The organism is Aquimarina sp. KJ22-3 (assembly GCF_055808215.1).
The window spans coordinates 963,968-980,163 of the sequence record NZ_CM147859.1 but is presented as its reverse complement, the minus strand read 5'-3'; the positions used below and the strand labels follow the sequence as shown (position 1 = coordinate 980,163).

18 protein-coding genes are annotated in these 16,196 nt (G+C 35.8%); 2 read left to right on the top strand and 16 right to left on the bottom strand.

Annotated features, from left to right (window positions below):
- Positions 1–150 precede the first annotated feature (150 nt).
- On the top strand, positions 151–855 hold the full coding sequence (locus AC0L3Q_RS04085; protein ID WP_473285366.1) for a hypothetical protein: 705 nt from the start codon (positions 151–153) through the stop codon (positions 853–855).
- On the opposite strand, the gene tsaB is transcribed toward AC0L3Q_RS04085, so the two are convergent.
- The 15 genes from tsaB to cyoE form a co-directional block, all read right to left on the bottom strand.
- Positions 809–1,471, bottom strand: coding sequence for a tRNA (adenosine(37)-N6)-threonylcarbamoyltransferase complex dimerization subunit type 1 TsaB (gene tsaB / locus AC0L3Q_RS04080; protein ID WP_473285365.1), 663 nt, complete (start codon positions 1,469–1,471; stop codon positions 809–811). The genes AC0L3Q_RS04085 and tsaB overlap by 47 nt on opposite strands.
- A gap of 65 nt (positions 1,472–1,536) precedes the next feature.
- Complete coding sequence (locus tag AC0L3Q_RS04075; RefSeq protein WP_473285363.1) at positions 1,537–2,823, bottom strand: efflux RND transporter periplasmic adaptor subunit; 1,287 nt, start codon at positions 2,821–2,823, stop codon at positions 1,537–1,539.
- A 78-nt stretch (positions 2,824–2,901) separates the two neighbouring features.
- Entirely contained in the window at positions 2,902–4,344 is a 1,443-nt protein-coding gene (locus AC0L3Q_RS04070; RefSeq protein ID WP_473285361.1) for a TolC family protein, read from the bottom strand.
- 56 nt (positions 4,345–4,400) lie between these two features.
- Positions 4,401–5,513, bottom strand: a complete 1,113-nt coding sequence (locus tag AC0L3Q_RS04065) for an efflux RND transporter periplasmic adaptor subunit (RefSeq protein WP_473285359.1) — start codon at positions 5,511–5,513, stop codon at positions 4,401–4,403.
- A 66-nt stretch (positions 5,514–5,579) separates the two neighbouring features.
- Positions 5,580–6,845 (bottom strand): ABC transporter permease, encoded by a 1,266-nt coding sequence (locus tag AC0L3Q_RS04060; RefSeq protein WP_473285357.1) that lies wholly within the window; start codon positions 6,843–6,845, stop codon positions 5,580–5,582.
- 1 nt (position 6,846) lies between these two features.
- Complete coding sequence (locus AC0L3Q_RS04055; RefSeq protein WP_073315620.1) at positions 6,847–8,094, bottom strand: ABC transporter permease; 1,248 nt, start codon at positions 8,092–8,094, stop codon at positions 6,847–6,849.
- Positions 8,087–8,788 (bottom strand): ABC transporter ATP-binding protein, encoded by a 702-nt coding sequence (locus AC0L3Q_RS04050; RefSeq protein WP_073315621.1) that lies wholly within the window; start codon positions 8,786–8,788, stop codon positions 8,087–8,089. The genes AC0L3Q_RS04055 and AC0L3Q_RS04050 overlap by 8 nt, the downstream gene beginning before the upstream one ends.
- A 213-nt stretch (positions 8,789–9,001) precedes the next feature.
- Complete coding sequence (locus AC0L3Q_RS04045; RefSeq protein ID WP_473285354.1) at positions 9,002–9,232, bottom strand: hypothetical protein; 231 nt, start codon at positions 9,230–9,232, stop codon at positions 9,002–9,004.
- A gap of 14 nt (positions 9,233–9,246) precedes the next feature.
- Complete coding sequence (locus AC0L3Q_RS04040; RefSeq protein ID WP_473285352.1) at positions 9,247–9,789, bottom strand: DUF420 domain-containing protein; 543 nt, start codon at positions 9,787–9,789, stop codon at positions 9,247–9,249.
- Positions 9,789–10,517 carry an SCO family protein gene (locus tag AC0L3Q_RS04035; RefSeq protein ID WP_473285350.1) on the bottom strand — a complete coding sequence of 243 codons (729 nt, stop codon included), beginning with the start codon at positions 10,515–10,517 and terminating at the stop codon, positions 9,789–9,791. Before AC0L3Q_RS04035 ends, AC0L3Q_RS04040 begins: the two co-directional genes overlap by 1 nt.
- 2 nt (positions 10,518–10,519) lie before the next feature.
- Positions 10,520–11,173 carry a hypothetical protein gene (locus tag AC0L3Q_RS04030; protein ID WP_473285348.1) on the bottom strand — a complete coding sequence of 218 codons (654 nt, stop codon included), beginning with the start codon at positions 11,171–11,173 and terminating at the stop codon, positions 10,520–10,522.
- A gap of 104 nt (positions 11,174–11,277) precedes the next feature.
- Entirely contained in the window at positions 11,278–11,637 is a 360-nt protein-coding gene (locus tag AC0L3Q_RS04025; protein ID WP_473285346.1) for a cytochrome C oxidase subunit IV family protein, read from the bottom strand.
- 22 nt (positions 11,638–11,659) lie between these two features.
- Positions 11,660–12,643: a cytochrome c oxidase subunit 3 gene (locus AC0L3Q_RS04020; RefSeq protein ID WP_473285344.1), complete on the bottom strand. Its 984-nt coding sequence runs from the start codon at positions 12,641–12,643 to the stop codon at positions 11,660–11,662.
- A 139-nt stretch (positions 12,644–12,782) separates the two neighbouring features.
- Entirely contained in the window at positions 12,783–13,364 is a 582-nt protein-coding gene (locus tag AC0L3Q_RS04015) for a cytochrome c oxidase subunit 3 (protein ID WP_073315628.1), read from the bottom strand.
- Positions 13,355–14,257: a heme o synthase gene (cyoE, locus tag AC0L3Q_RS04010; protein WP_473285341.1), complete on the bottom strand. Its 903-nt coding sequence runs from the start codon at positions 14,255–14,257 to the stop codon at positions 13,355–13,357. The genes AC0L3Q_RS04015 and cyoE overlap by 10 nt, the downstream gene beginning before the upstream one ends.
- 205 nt (positions 14,258–14,462) lie before the next feature.
- On the opposite strand from cyoE, the gene AC0L3Q_RS04005 reads away from it, so the two are divergent.
- A complete protein-coding gene (locus tag AC0L3Q_RS04005; RefSeq protein WP_473285339.1) occupies positions 14,463–15,332 on the top strand; it encodes an MBL fold metallo-hydrolase in 870 nt (289 codons plus the stop codon).
- Between the two features lie 77 nt (positions 15,333–15,409).
- On the opposite strand, the gene AC0L3Q_RS04000 is transcribed toward AC0L3Q_RS04005, so the two are convergent.
- Positions 15,410–16,159 carry an energy transducer TonB gene (locus AC0L3Q_RS04000; protein WP_473285337.1) on the bottom strand — a complete coding sequence of 250 codons (750 nt, stop codon included), beginning with the start codon at positions 16,157–16,159 and terminating at the stop codon, positions 15,410–15,412.
- Positions 16,160–16,196: the final 37 nt, after the last annotated feature.

Here is a 16,196-nt window from a genome sequence, read left to right as displayed (position 1 = left end):
TTAATTTACAAAAGGAACAGAAATCTGTTCCTTTTTTTGTCTAGTAGGGTTAAATTCTTCAATTTCAGCTTATTTGTTAAGAAAAAGTTAGTATTAATTTGTTTTTTATCGGTATTTTTAATACTTTAATCTTAGATAAATGCAGTCATTATGAGAAAAATACTACAAATATTGCTTTTTCTAATTACCCCAGTATTTGCTTTTGCTCAGTTTTCGCAGGCAATAAATACGAATGAAAAAGTACAAGAGTTAGAAAAATATGCCGGAAGTGTATATGTAAGCAAAGATTATGAACAAGCTACAGTAATCGATCAAAATTCAAAAACGTACGATGCTCGATTAAAGTATAATATATATACGGATGCCCTAGAGCACCAAAAAGCAGGAAAACTACACGAGGTTATCAAATCCCCGACAACCTATGCCAGAATCAATGATGAGTACTATTACTTCTGTGAATTCAGAAATGAACGTGGCCATAAAAGGTTTGGATATTATATTCTAATCGAAATGAACGATGCCTATAGAGTATATAAGAAATATAGCCTTAAAATAACAGATCCTAAGGAGTTAGACCCGATGACAGGGAACTCTGTAACTGGAAAAATTAAAAGAATAGCTACTTATTACCTTGAAGAAGGTAATGAGATCAAAGAATTACCATTAAACAAGAAAGATATCTTAACCGCATTTTCTGATAAAGAAGAAGAGCTGAAGGATTATATCAAAAAAGAAAACATTCGTCTTAAAAAAGAGGAAGATTTAATACGATTAGTTGCCAAATACAATGCACTCAAAAACATTGATTCTAACCAGCAACGAAGTCTTTTAAGTAGTAGGGTTCAAAATAACTAACATCCTCAAAATTTCTGGACGAAAATTTGGAATACGCCACAGTTGCCATCTCATTTGCAGATGGCAATTTTTTTTGAATAAAAACTGCATTGGGATGCTCACAGATTTTTGAGAATTTCTCTACCCCATTACCAATAAAATGAACTTTTCCTTGTTCTAAATATTCTGAAAAGGATGAGGCATTCAGGATATCTGCTTTTGTTTCCCGAATCACTTCGTAATCTGAAGAAAAAACTGATGCGTACACCTCCATTCTGCGTGCATCTAACATGGGGACAATAAACTCACCTGTTTTGGCTTCAACCTGTTTTGATAAAGATAGAAGAGTGGGAACAGAAATTAAAGGTACATCTAGGGCATAACAAAGCCCTTTGGCCGCAGAAACGCCTATTCTAAGCCCTGTATAAGATCCCGGGCCTTTACTAACAGCTACAGCTGCAATAGCACTCATTTCTATTTTAGCGCTAGCAAGTACTTCTTTAATAAATACATGTAAACGTTCTGCATGCGAATAACTATTGCTATAATCTTCCGATAGCACAATAACTTTTTCATTATTTGTTATTGCAACAGAACAGTTGGTCGTTGAAGTCTCGATACAGAGAAGGTGTGACATGATCCAAATTTTGGCAAAGATAGTCTAATTGAGTCAACTAAGATCTATGTTCTACTCTTCAAATATTACTTCGCTTTTTCTTTGGTATTTTTCTGATCTTCAGAGATCACCTTATCTCCGGTTTTGAGCGTCTTGGTAACCAAATTGTACGGCCCAGTAATCACTTCATCACCTTCAGATAAGCCTTCGGTTATTTCGATATTAGTATCGTCCTGAATTCCGGTCTTAATTACTTTTAACTTGGCTGTTTCTCCATTCTTAACAAAGACACATTCAAACTTTTCTTCAACAGCAGTGGTAATTTTATCTTTTTTTGCTCCTTTACGAACGCTAGAGGTATCATTTTTGATCACTATCGAGCTGATAGGCACGCCAACAACGTTTTCTCTCTTGTTAGTAATTACATCCACAGTTGCCGTCATCCCAGGTCTAAAAGGAGAGAAACTCTCTGGTTTCCCTTGTAATAAATCTTTATAAGACTCTTCCAAAATACGTACCTTAACTTTGAAATTGGTAACCTGATCAGCACTTACGGTATTTTCTGCAGAATTAGCGATTTCTGTCACCAAACCTTTGAATTCTTTTTTAAGATACGCATCCACTTCAACAATAGTAGAATCTCCTATCGCAACTTTTACAATGTCATTTTCATTCACATCTACCTCAACCTCCATATTACTCAGATTAGCAACACGAACGATCTCTGTTCCTGCCATTTGTTGAGTTCCTACAACACGTTCTCCTAATTCTACAGACAACTTAGAGATAGTTCCGCTCATAGGCGCATAAATGGTAGTTCTGCTCAAATTATCTTTGGCTTCATTAACCGTAGCCTGAGCACTTCTCACATTGTAAAATGCAGACTGTTTAGAAGCCTCAGCCACTTCGTAAGCTGACACCGCTCTATCCCACTCTGCTTTAGAAATTACACCTTTCTCAAACAATTCTTTATTGCGATCGTAACTAAGTTTAGCCTCTTTAAGACTAGCCTCGGCCTGTTGTAATCCTGCTCTTACATTTTGTAAGGCAGCCTGTGATCTATTTAATCCTGCCTGAATAATATCTGGGTTGATACGAACCAGCAAGTCTCCTTTTTGTACTTGCTGTCCCTCCTTGATCGGTAAGTCAATAATCTCTCCAGAAACCTCTGAAGATAATTTTACTTCTACTTCTGGTTGTATTTTACCAGTTGCGGCAACGGTTTCTACAATATCAATTCTTTCTATTTTGGCTACAGAAACTTCCTTAAAGTTACCGTCTTTACCAAACCATCCTGCCTTTTTGCCAACAACCAGCATAATGATTAAAAATAAAACTCCTCCTAAAATAAAAAGTAATGTTTTTCTACTCATGACTTACTTCACTATTAATTCTATATGATGAAATTACAATTTCTTTTAAAAAGTAGCCAAAAAATAGAAAGCTACCAGTTATAATTTAATATCTGCAATCTTTATCCCGAAATAAAGTTCCAGAACTTTTAGTTTAAAAATATAATCAAATTTGTTTTGAACTTCCTGGCTTTGCGCATTCTCTAATCTAAACTTAGATTGGCTAAAATCAAAAGCATTAGAGAGTCCCACGTCATAACGATCCTTTGCAAACTGGTAGGCTCTTTCTTGTGCTTTTACAGCCACTTGAGCTGCTTCATAAGCTTCTGCAGAACCTTTGGCATCCAAATAGGCTTGATATATATTACTATCCAAATCTAATTCTGCCTGTTCTAATTGAAACTCTGCCCTTTTTACATTAATCTTACTTCTCTTCACCTGGTTCCTTGAGGCGAACCCATTAAATACTGGTACGTTAAGAGATAATCCGTATGATATACCATCGTTTAAATACAACTGCTTAATGGTTTTTTCGGGAGTAATTTCTTGATCATTCAAAAAATTTGGTATAATAACATTTTGATTGGTCCCTTCGACTACACCTATCACCCTGGTTGGATTATCTGGATCAATACTTCCGGGCACAAACGCACTAGCTCCTGACTCCCTTGTATTATAGTTAAAGCCTGCACTAAGGGTAGGATAATAAGCTCCTCTTGCTATTTCTAAGTCTTTTTGAGCCAATAACCTATTTTGCTCTGCTATCTGAACTTCGTATCTAGCTTCTCTTGCTCTACCAATAATCTGATCTATAGGCTTTTCTAATATCTCTGACCCTGGTATTAAATACTCTTGTTCTGCAATATCAAAATTAGCATAGTCTTTTATCAATAATGTTTGCGCCAAACTCACCAGGGAAATTTGGATAGCATTTTCTGCTTGTACGATTCGAGTTAATTCATCTGCAGACGTAGCTTCTATTTCTAGCAAATCTCCTTCAGGAAGCACTCCTGCTCCTACCAAATCTTTGGTTCTTTGCAACTGCTCTAGTGTAATTTCATGTTGCTTTTCAATAACCTTTAAAGATTCCTTATTTAGCAATACTTGTAAGTAACTATTAGCGACAAATAAGGCGATATCATCTTTGGATTTACCAAGATTGTATTGACTCAATAACTGATTCAGTTTAGCTCTTTGAAACTGCTTTACATTTCTTAGACCATCAAACAACGTTAAACCTACATCTATTCTATAAGAAGAACTTCTAAAAGTCAATGTTCTGTTGGTACCTGTAATAGGGTCAGGACTTAAACCTGAACTCCAAAAATTGGAACCTGAAGCATTTAAGGTCGGTAAAAAGTTACCTAAAGCATCGATCTTATTAATATCTGCAGTCTCAACATCAAGTGCTGATTGTTTAATGGTGATATTATTTTCAAGAGCGTATTCTACACATTCCCTTAATGTCCATTTCTTTTCTTGCGCTTTTGCCCCCAATACACTAAAAAGTGTAAGTAATAAAATTGAAATTTTAATTCGCATAATGCCTATATGTATCTAATTGAATGATGTTGTTACAATTATTTCCTAAAAAAATTTTAATTCTCAAATTCTGACTTCTTAATTTGATTCCAAACTTTGATTTTGTCGTCCTTGGTAATACCGCTTTTAATCTCGACATTAATCCCATCACTTACTCCTAAGACCACATCTCTGTTTTCGAATTGTTGTTCTCCGGTTTCTATTTCTACATAAGGCTTTTGCGTTTCAGAGTCATATTGTATAAGCGCTTCTTTTACCGCCATAACACTGTCTGCTTTGGCCAAAATAATAGATGCATTAGCACTAAGTCCAGCTCTAATAAACGTAGAATCGTTCTTATCTAATGACCCTTTAATTTCAAATTGAATTGCTCCATTTTCTTCTTTTCCTTTAGGCGCAATATAATCCAGTACAGCGTCGAACTTCTTATTTTCGATTGCTCCTACCGTAATTTCTAAAGGTAAATTTTCTTTGATTTTTCCTACTTCACTCTCGTCTACCTTCCCTTCGAATATCATTTTCCCTACATCTGCAATGGCAGCGATAGTGGTACCATCATTAAAGTTATTTGCTTCAATAACTTGATTTCCTTCTTTTACAGGCACTTCTAATACCATTCCTGTAACTGTAGATCGGATTAATGTATTTGCTACACTCCCCAATCCTCTTGCGGTACCTGTTTTTACGATTTGATAATTTTGCTGAGCCGCTTCGTAAGATTGTTTCGCTTGTTTGTACGCCACATCCACTCCATCAAATTCGTTGGCTGAAATTACACCTTTATCAAACAGCTCCTTTTGTCTGTCGTATACCTTTTGCTGATTCTCTAGATCAATTCTAGCGCTTTGCACCGAGTTTTTGGCACTTTGCAAGGAAGATATATTAGGCACTACTCTAATCTTTGCGATAAGGTCGCCTGATTTAATCTGTTCTCCTGCTTCAATATAAATCTCTTCGATAATTCCAGAAATATTGGGTTTGATCAATACTTCTTCTTTAGGAACTATACTTCCCGTAGCTACTGCTTTTTTGATAATAGTTTCTACAGATGCTTGCTCTGTTTCGTAGGTAACAGGATCTTCCTGATTCTTTTGATATAAGTAATACAAGGATCCCCCGAAAACTAAAGCAATGATGATTAAAATAATAATGGTTACTGTTCTTTTCATAATAAGTACACTTCTATTGGATTTCTTAACATCCTACATCTGTAGGACCGTTTTTGATTGATTAATTTATTCTGTTCTTAATGCGTCTATTGGCTTGGTTTTGATTGCTACTTGAGCGGGTATCAAACCGGCCAACAAACCACTGGTTATTAATATAAATAGTGCTACAAACACCACTGTTAAGTCTACACTTGGATTAGCAAACATGGTATCATTATCTGCAGGAGCACCCTCCAACATTTTATTGATGGCAAAAATAATTCCTGTAGACACTGCAATACCGGCCATTCCCGAAATAATAGTCAGGAAAATTGATTCTAATAAAATTTGCCCTCTTATTGCCCAGGGCGATGCTCCCAAAGCTCTACGAATACCAATTTCTTTGGTGCGTTCCTTTACTACAATCAGCATGATATTACTGATCCCAATAATTCCGGATAATAATATAAGGGTCCCTACAAAATAAGCGACTCCCTGAAGGGCTATAAACAGACCGTTTATTTTCTTGAATTCTTCGTATAAATCAAAATTACCAACTGCTCTGTTATCTTCGGGATGAATAGAGTGATTGGTTTTCACTACATCCATTACATCTCCCTTTAAATTGGTAATTGATTGATCATCGTTTGCCGTGATAGCCATCCATCCTACTACCTCACCATAATTAAATGCTTGAGAAAATGCGGTAAACGGCACATAAATTTCTTTTTGAGACTCTTCCCCATCTCCATTATTTGATTTTTTGGAGTAGGTACCGATCACCATGAAATTTACACCTTGTATTTTAATATATTCTCCAATTGGATCTTCGCCTTCTGTAAATAATTCTTTAACGACTCCACCTCCAATCACTGCTACTTTCCGTTTACTTTCTATATCTCCATAATTTACAAAGCGTCCTGAGGTAATATTAATTGGATCTTGCTTGATAATTTCGGGATAATCCCCATATACGTTAAAAGCTCCTGTATTTAACCCTCTAGTTACATTATTTGAGCCTCTAAACCCTCCTAATTGGTTTCTTGGAGAAATATATAGCAATCCAGGTACCTGATCCCTGATGGATTGTACATCAGATATCTTAAAGTTATATCTTCTACCTTTTGGCAGTCCTTTATACGGTTTTGAAACCGTTTGTGTCCACATAAACATGGTATTGGTAGCAATATCTCCAAACCCTTGTTTAACTCCGTTTTCTAGTCCTTTTCCTGCGGCTAATAAAATAACCAGTATAAATATTCCCCAAAACACACCAAAAGCGGTTAATACCGTTCTAAACCAATTGGCTGTAAGTGCTTGAAGTATTTCGTCCCATCGATCTCTATTAAACATATTATTCGTCTCTAAGTGCTACAATAGGTTTTATTCTTACGGCTCTCCAAGCAGGGAAGAAACCTGCAAGAGCTCCAGCAAAAATCAAAATAAAAACAGTGGTCAAGGCCACATTAAAATCTACCGAAGGGTTTAATATAAATTCGGTTTGTACCAATGGTCCTGCAAACTCTAAAAGCGCTAATCCTAGAATAAGCCCTACAAAACCGGCTAATGCAGTTACAAAAATAGCTTCTTGTAAAATAAGACCTATAATTGAAGCGGGTTGTGCCCCTATAGCTTTACGAATACCTATTTCTTTGGTACGTTCTTTTACAATAATCAGCATAATATTGCTTACCCCTACAATTCCGGCAATAATGGTACATATTCCCACCCACCAGAAAAAGGCTTTGATCATAAAGATCAAATTATAAAAGCGTTTTGCATTTTCGAGATTATTGTTTACCCCGATAGCACGATCATCTTCGGGAGCTATAATATGTTTTGCTTTAAGGTAAGTGGTCATTGCCTCTACAAACTGCTCTGATTTTTGAACTGCTGTTTCGAAGTTTTCTTCGGGAGCTAAAGAAAAAGCCAACCCATTGATATTGGGTCCTAACCCAAAAATCTGCTGCGCTATTGGAGATGGGATAAAGACTCTATCTTCTTCTCGCTCTCCTGCTTTATCAGAATACACTCCAATCACTTTAAAAGGAATTCCGTTAATCTCGATATATTCTCCTACGGCCTCTTCATCCTTTTTGAATAAGTCTCTTTTGATTTTGTTTCCTATTACGGCAACTTTATTTTGTTCATCAATATCATTTTGATTCACATATCGTCCGCTAACCATCTCTTCATTTTCGATAACCTGAAAGTCCGGATAAATTCCTTCGATACCATAACTTCCTGATTCTTTACCATAGGTAACCAAAATCCCCCATCGTCTTGCTCGAGAAGAACTGTGTTCTAATGTACTTTCATTACTTTTATTGATAAAGGCATAATCTTCGTTGGTAAGATTAATTCTTCTTCCTGGATTTAATCCTTTATATTCTACAGAAGTAGTTCGTGTCCATACCCAAATACTGCTGGTTGAATCTCCTTCAAATTCTTTGGCAATTCCATTTTGCATACCCTGACCTACTCCCAATAAAAGAACAAGAATAAAAATCCCGGATGCAACAGATACACCGGTAAGGAAGGTACGTAGTTTATTTTTGGAGATCGTTTCGAAAATTTCTTGCCATCGTTCTATACTAAACATGAGCTACGGCTTTTACCTGTTCTACTAAAGTATCATCAATGATCACCCCATCTTTAAGATTAACAATCCGCTTGGTCATGTTGGCAATATCAGGTTCGTGCGTAACAATAAGAATTGTTTTCCCTTCATCATTAATTCCTTGAATCAGCTCCATAACCTCATATGAGGTTTTGGTATCCAAAGCTCCTGTGGGCTCATCTGCTAATAACACTTTTGGTTCTGATGCCAAAGCTCTGGCAATAGCAACTCTCTGCTTTTGTCCTCCTGAAAGTTCATTAGGAAGGTGCGAAGCCCAATCTGCCAGCCCAACTTTTGAAAGATAATGCAAGGCTTTTTCTAAACGTTCTTTTCGTTTTACTCCTTGATAATACAAAGGCATGGCTACATTATCCAATGCGCTTTTGTAGGTAATAAGATTGAAGGACTGAAAAATAAATCCTAAAAACTTATTGCGGTATTTGGCCGCCACTTTTTCGTTTAAATTTTTGATGGGCATCCCATCGAGAAAATAGCTTCCACTATCTGCTTCATCCAACATCCCTAAAATATTAAGTAATGTGGACTTTCCGGAACCTGAAGATCCCATAATAGAAACCAGTTCTCCTTCTTTAACGCTAAAATCTATTCCTTTAAGTACGTGAAGCGAATTGCTCCCCATCTGGTAAGATTTATGCAAGTCTTTGATTTCAATCATAACTTTTCGCTTGATTAGATGAATGAATAGGGCACAAAAAATGTACCTTATTTTTGATTAAGACTCACAAAACAGTTTTATACGAAACTTTTTACAGCAAATAGCTAGTTTTCCCTGCTAGTAATTTGTTGATGGGTTAGTGTAGTCTTGTTACATAAGACTAGCTAATTACAAGCTTTGTTACACTTATTCCTGTTATGAAAATGTTAAATGTTAATCTTCTATAGGTTTTATTTTTTTCCTGTTTCGGAAAATAAAATACCCTACTACCCCTATCAAAACATAAGGAATGATCATCAAATACACTATTCCATCATTGATTCCTTTTGCCGTTTCTTGCCCTTCTTCACTTTCTAATACAGCCCTACACATAGAACATTGTGCTTCTGTAGGAAGAGCAACCAAAAATAAAAGAACCGTTATGTAGAAAATTTTTGTCTTCAAGGAATTCGTATTAGTTACGCGTAATAAGGAGATATCATCAAATACACAATAACACCAGTTACCGCGACATATAACCAAATAGGAAATGTAATTCTTGCTATTTTTTTGTGACGATCAAATCGTTTTGCTAATGCACGAACATAAGTAACCAACACAAACGGAATAACCACAATAGATAATATGATATGAGTAATTAAAATAAAGTAATACACATATTTAATAACTCCTTCTCCTCCAAATTTGGTGGAGTCGCTAGTCATATGATAAGCTACGTACATTCCCAGAAACAGCACAGAACAAACAATGGCAGTTTTCATCAAGCCCTCATGCAATTTGATGTTTTTATTCTTAACCGCCCAGAGTGCAGCTACCAACAAAATTGCAGTCAACCCGTTGATCGAAGCATAAATTGGAGGTAAGAAAGTAAGCGGCTCCACATCGTATCCCATTTTTCTAAGGTTTACCCCAAAAAGCCCAGCTACGACTACAGGTATCGCTATTGATAAAATAACAATCCACTTGTTGTATTTCTTTTCTATGGCAACGCTATCACTCATTATTCTTCTAATAATTTTTTAATATCTTCTAACAAAACGGTAATCTGCTCTTCTTCTCCATTTTCATCCATCTTTTCTTCAACTCCTATAGTACCTCTATAATATATGATTGGATTTCCAGATTGATCATATCTTGAACGCATATACCCATCTTTATCAATCAATGCAAAATATCCATTATGTTCGAATCCACCGGGCACTTCTGGGTTTTCTGCTGCATAAATATTAAATCCTGCATTGGCTAAATCGTATATATCTTCTCGATCTCCAGTTAGAAAATGCCAATCAGGATCAGTAACCTTATAGTTCTCTGCATATTTCTTCAAACGGGTCGGTGTATCAAACTTTGGATTAATGGTGAATGAAGCAATTCCAAAGTCGGGATAATCTTTCAGCTCATTCTGAAGATAAACCAAATTGCGGTTCATTCTAGGACAAATTGTAGGACAACTGGTAAAGAAAAACTCAGCTACAAATACCTTCCCTTTATAATCATGATTGGTAATTAATATACTATCCTGATCAAGAAAAGCAAATTCAGGCACTTTCCTTGGCTCACCATTAATTTTCAGGTAAGCTAGCTTTTCATTTGCATAAGGATTATCAGCACTCATTCTGTCATTCTTCACCACCGATGTATCTTTTACTCTATTTACAATTCTTGGAATAAATATGATTCCAAAAATTAAAACAATAAAGGAAATTCCTACATAAGAATATTTTTTCATAGTTATTTATCTTTACGATCTGCCTTATACTTTTTTAGCGCCAGACGATATTCTGCCAAAACCACTTTTATATCGTCTACCATTACGTTAGACAAATCGGCCACAGAACTTGCATCATATCCATACACCGTAGGTTCATCTTTCTTAACACTTCCATCTCTACCTCTAAGACTACCATCTTTATCAATGACATACACATAATTGGTTGCATAATTGGCATCGAGTTGGTGCGGTGTTTTTAAGGATGCAAACAACCTTTCTATTTGTTCTGGTGTTCCGAAAAGAAATTTCCATTGTACTACATCAGTAATAACACCTAACTCCTCTAATAGTTCTTTTGCCGCCTGTTCACTACCATATGGCAATACCATAACAAACTGAAAGTCCCTAAAACCGTAATTTTTTTTGTAAATCTTTTGATTAAGGTTAAAAGCGTTCCCCTGTTTATTGTGGATTTCCTTTCCTAAAAAACCGAGGACTGTAATTTTATCATCAAGAGTGATTTCTTCTGAAGTTAAAGATTCAAAGTCTGTCAAAGTACCGACTTCGGTATTTAACACAGGGAGTTTTGCAAAATTATGTACTCCAGAAGCAAAGAATAAGTATGCCACCAACGGCAATACAAACAAAGTACCTAAAACTAGTATTTTCTTCATTTATGTAAATAGTAGATTATCTACCAAAATAGGTTGTGCAAAAATAAAAAAGACGGTTCAAAAAACCGTCTTTTTACAATGCTTTTAACTATATATTTCAGGATTTAGAAATCCCAGCTTTTGTGTCCTGCTTTGAAAACTTCATACACATAATCTCCTTCTGTCAATAGAATAAAGATCAGGTAACAAATCAAGAAAATAGCAGTCCACACTACAGATCTTCTAAGTCCTTTAGTTTCTCCTTCCATGTGCATAAAAGCCCATGTAATGTAGTATGCTTTCCAGATCGTAAGAATGATAAAGATCCAGTTTAATAGCTTCATACTTATTAAAGTAGTCTCTATAAGAAACGCAGGTTTAATAATACCTAAAATAACTTCAACAATAGTAATCACAGAAAGTAGGAAAAATACTTTCCATATTCTTGATATATTTGATTCGTGATGTGCTGTATCGTGTGCCATATTATCTATCTACTATTTTTTATTAAACCAGGTAAAAGAATGTAAATACAAATACCCAAACTAAATCTACAAAGTGCCAGTACAAACCAACTTTCTCTACCATCTCATAATTCTTTCTTCTCTCATACGTTCCTAAAATCACGTTGATAAAGATAATGATATTGATAATCACCCCAGAAAATACGTGGAATCCGTGAAAACCAGTAATAAAGAAAAAGAAGTTTGCAAATAACGGAGTTCCATACTCATTATGTACAAGGTTTGCACCTTCTACAATCCCAATAGCATCCGCCTGTAATCTTCTTAGGGATTCCTCTCTTGATAGGATTGTCTTTTCTCCTTTTTCTGTTAATACCTGAGTACGAATCAAAAGATCTTTTCTCTTTGCAAATCCAGCACGGATCTCATCAATCGTATAGGTTGGAAGTGCAGACTCTTTATCGTACCATACACCCAATTTACTTTCGTGCTGTGTTCTTTCTTTATGCGTATCCAGAATAGCGATCTCTTTCAACCCTACACGGTGACCTTCAGCATCAACAAATTGTAAAATTTGACCTCCTCTAGTTTCTACTGCTCCGTATTCTCCCTTGATGAAGTTTTTCCACTCCCAAGCCTGAGAACCTACGAAAATCAAACCACCAATAATGGTCAAGAACATGTAAAGGATTACCTTCTTCTGTTTCATGTGATGACCAGCATCTACAGCAAGTACCATAGTTACAGAAGAGAAAATTAATATAAAAGTCATTAACGCCACATAGTACATAGGAGCATCTACTCCATGTAAAAATGGAAAGTGATTAAAAACTTCGTCGGCTATAGGCCAAGAATCTATAAACTTAAATCTTGAAAAACCATATGCGGCAAGAAAACCTGAGAATGTAAGTGCATCAGAAAGGATAAAAAACCACATCATCATCTTACCGTAACTCGCTTTCAGTGGCTCGTTACCACCTCCCCAGATTTTACCCTCTGTACCTGTTTTAGTAACAGCTGTTTCCATATAAAGAATTTGGTATTGTTAAATTTTCCACAAAAATAATCAATTTTATCATTTCACCTCCTTAAATCCATTTTTTAATTTGGTCAAATATCATCGTGTATGATAATCTATTTTATTGGCGTAAAATCCGCATTATTACTTATTTCACGAAATACAAGAACAAGAAGAGATAAACCCACAGAAAATCAACAAAGTGCCAATACATTGCACCTAGTTCAAGCCCTAAAGTTTGTCCCTTTTTATACTTTTGTTTAAAATGATTATAAATTACCACCAAAAGAACCAGCAGCCCTCCTACAATATGGGCTAAGTGTGTTACTACAATGATAAACATGAATGTAGACACAATATTAGAAGTTGGTCCTGTAAAATGATATCCTTGATTGATAATATCGTTAAAACCTTGAAATTGTAAGTTTACAAATAATGCTCCCAAGCCCAAGGTAGCCAATAATAGTCCAGTAGCTAACCCCCTATTATTTTGATCTATTGCTTTTTTGACAAAATGAAAAGTAGCACTACTCAACAGAATAACCAGAATACTAATCACAAAAGCCTGTGGAAACTCCAAATCTGTTGCCCAGTCTTTTCTAGATTTACTCACTACATAAGCACTGGTAAGTCCTGCAAAAACCATTGCCATGCTGATCATGGCAAACCACATCATCGTCTTTTTGGATCTATTGATCTTTTCTTGCGTAGTCCCCTGGGTTAAATCCATACTCTAATAAATTTATCTGCCACATAAATGATTTGCAAAAGTGTAATGTATAAAACACTCATTAGCATCAATTGCTTAGCAGTTTTTGCATCTCTATTTTTATATAATCGAATTGCTGATCTGAGTAAAACCAATCCTAATATCAGGATAACAACTCCTGAAACTGGTGTAAGATAAAGCCTTCCTGTAACTCCAAAAACAGGTACGATAGATGTTACCACTGTCCACAGCGTATAAATCACCACCTGTGTCGCAGTTCCCTTATCCCTTTTTCCTGTAGGAAGCATAAAGAACCCTCCTTTTTTATAGTCATCAAACAAGAACCATCCTATCGCCCAGAAGTGCGGAAACTGCCAGAAAAACTGAACCATAAATAAGGTACCTGGCTCAATCCCAAAATCATTGGTAGCAGCCACCCATCCTAACATAAAAGGGATAGCACCCGGGATAGCACCTACAAAAACAGAAAGAGGTGTTTTTGTTTTTAAAGGAGTATATAAACTCACATAAAAAAAGATGGAAATTGCCCCAAACATTGCGGTTTGCGGATTAATTACATACAATACTGTAATTCCTGCTATAGTAAAAAGGGTAGCAATAGCTAAAGCAGTATTGACAGACATCCGACCAGAAGGTACCGGACGATTTTTAGTACGATCCATTAATTTATCAAGATCTCTTTCTATCACTTGATTGAAAGCATTAGACGCTCCCACCATCAAATATCCACCAATTGCCAAAAGAATCAAAGTAGTCCACGAAACTGTCTCAACACCCAACAAATATCCGGCTACCGAAGAGAAAACCACACTTAATGCCAAACGCATTTTTGTTATCTCTTTAAAATCCTGAACAACAGAAACTTTAATTGTATCGACTTGGGTTACGCTCAAATCTTGCACGTTTTATATATCGCTTTTGTAAAAGTGGTGCAAAGATATATCTTAAAAGCCTTTTAGACAACTTATAACTCCTTATAATTCACCTTTTAACACCTGTTGATGACTTTACCCAAAGATTTTGAGCACCTTACACCCTCAGAAACGTAATTTTTACATCATCCTTGCGACCAACAGGGATAAATCATACTACAAACTTATGAAACGATTATTTCTACTCACTCAACTTTTAACAGCTTTACTCGTCAATGCACAAAACAAAGAAGTGACTATAACTATTGATCCTGTAGCTCAAAACATCTATATGCTTACCGGACAAGGAGGTAACATTGGAGTATTTAAAAATGAAAAAGGACTCTTTATTATCGATGATCAATTTGCGCGATTATCAGAAAAAATATTTACAGGTCTTAAAACGATTAGTGATCAACCCGTAACTATGGTAATCAACACTCATTATCACGGAGATCATACCGGTGGTAACGAAAACATGGCAAAAAAAGGCGCTACGATCTTTGCTCAAAAAAATGTACGTTCTAGAATGGAACGTAATCAAAAGGAAAAAGGAAATGTAGTAGCCAATTCGCTACCTGTAATTACTTTTGATGAAGGTCTTCAGCTTTACTTTGATGCAGAAAGCATTCAAGCGTTTCATGTACACAACGCGCATACCGACGGTGACGCTTTGATTTATTTTGCCAAAGGAAATGTATTACACATGGGAGACACTTTTTTTAACGGTCGCTACCCCTACATTGATTTAAACTCTGGCGGAAGCATTAAAGGTTACATCAAAGCTTCAGAAAAAGCACTACTGCTTGCAAATGAAGACACCAAAATTATTCCCGGGCATGGTGCTTTGGCCACCAAAAAAGACCTTCAGGATTTCTTGAAAATGCTAAAAGATATCACAGCAAACATCCAAAAAGAAATTGATGCCGGTAAATCCGAAGAGGATATTATAAAAAACGAAACATTAACTGCCAATTACGACAGCAAAGGCTACGGAAGTGGTTTTATCAACTCCGAACGTATGCGTAAAACTATTTATTTGAGTCTTACGAAGTAAACACAATCCCCATATTATTGCAAAAGCCCGTTAGCGTCATGCTAACAGGCTTTTTTACTTATGTGATGCTTAAAAATTTAATTGTGTATTTTAAACATGATAGGTAAGTGATACTTTACCGTTACATCCCTATCTCTTTGTTTTCCTGGAGTCATTCTTGGAAAAGTTTGAACCACTCGTGTAGCTTCTTTTTCTAAAAGTCTGTGCGCAGCTCTCGCCTTTACATTCTGAATAGTTCCATCTTTATACACTTCAAACTGGACATAAATTCTTTGTACACCTTCTAACCCAAGATCCGATCCTAATCCTGTATTGAATTTCCTTGAAACAATTCGTTTCACTTTTTCAGAAAAACAACTTGCTCGCTCTTCATTTGTCTTCAAAGTTTCACAGCCAGGAAACACAGGAACAAACTCCACCTTATTAAAGACCACTGTAATATCTTCATCTATCTCTACATCTGGTATTGATTCAATAGAAGGCGCTTTCGTTACTATGGTTTCCTTAGGCTGTTCATTCACAAATTCTTTTTCAAATGCCTCAAGCACATCATTGTCTTTCTTTTGAATAAATTCAGTAGGAATGACCTTAGGTTTTACTTTGACCGCCAATTCTTTTGGAGCTGGCTTCTTTTCAATCACAAAAGTATCCATACTAAAATTAACCTCTTCAGGAAAATCATCAACAGGAGACTCTACCGCAACATCAGGTAGCGCTACGGTATACACTTCAAACATCACATAGGTAAATAATAGACTTGCTACAAGTCCAATCTGAAAATTGACAAACGTACTTTTTCGTACATTTACGTCGTGCTTGTTACTCATAATATTTAGTTTTAACGTTACAATTAAAACCTGAATC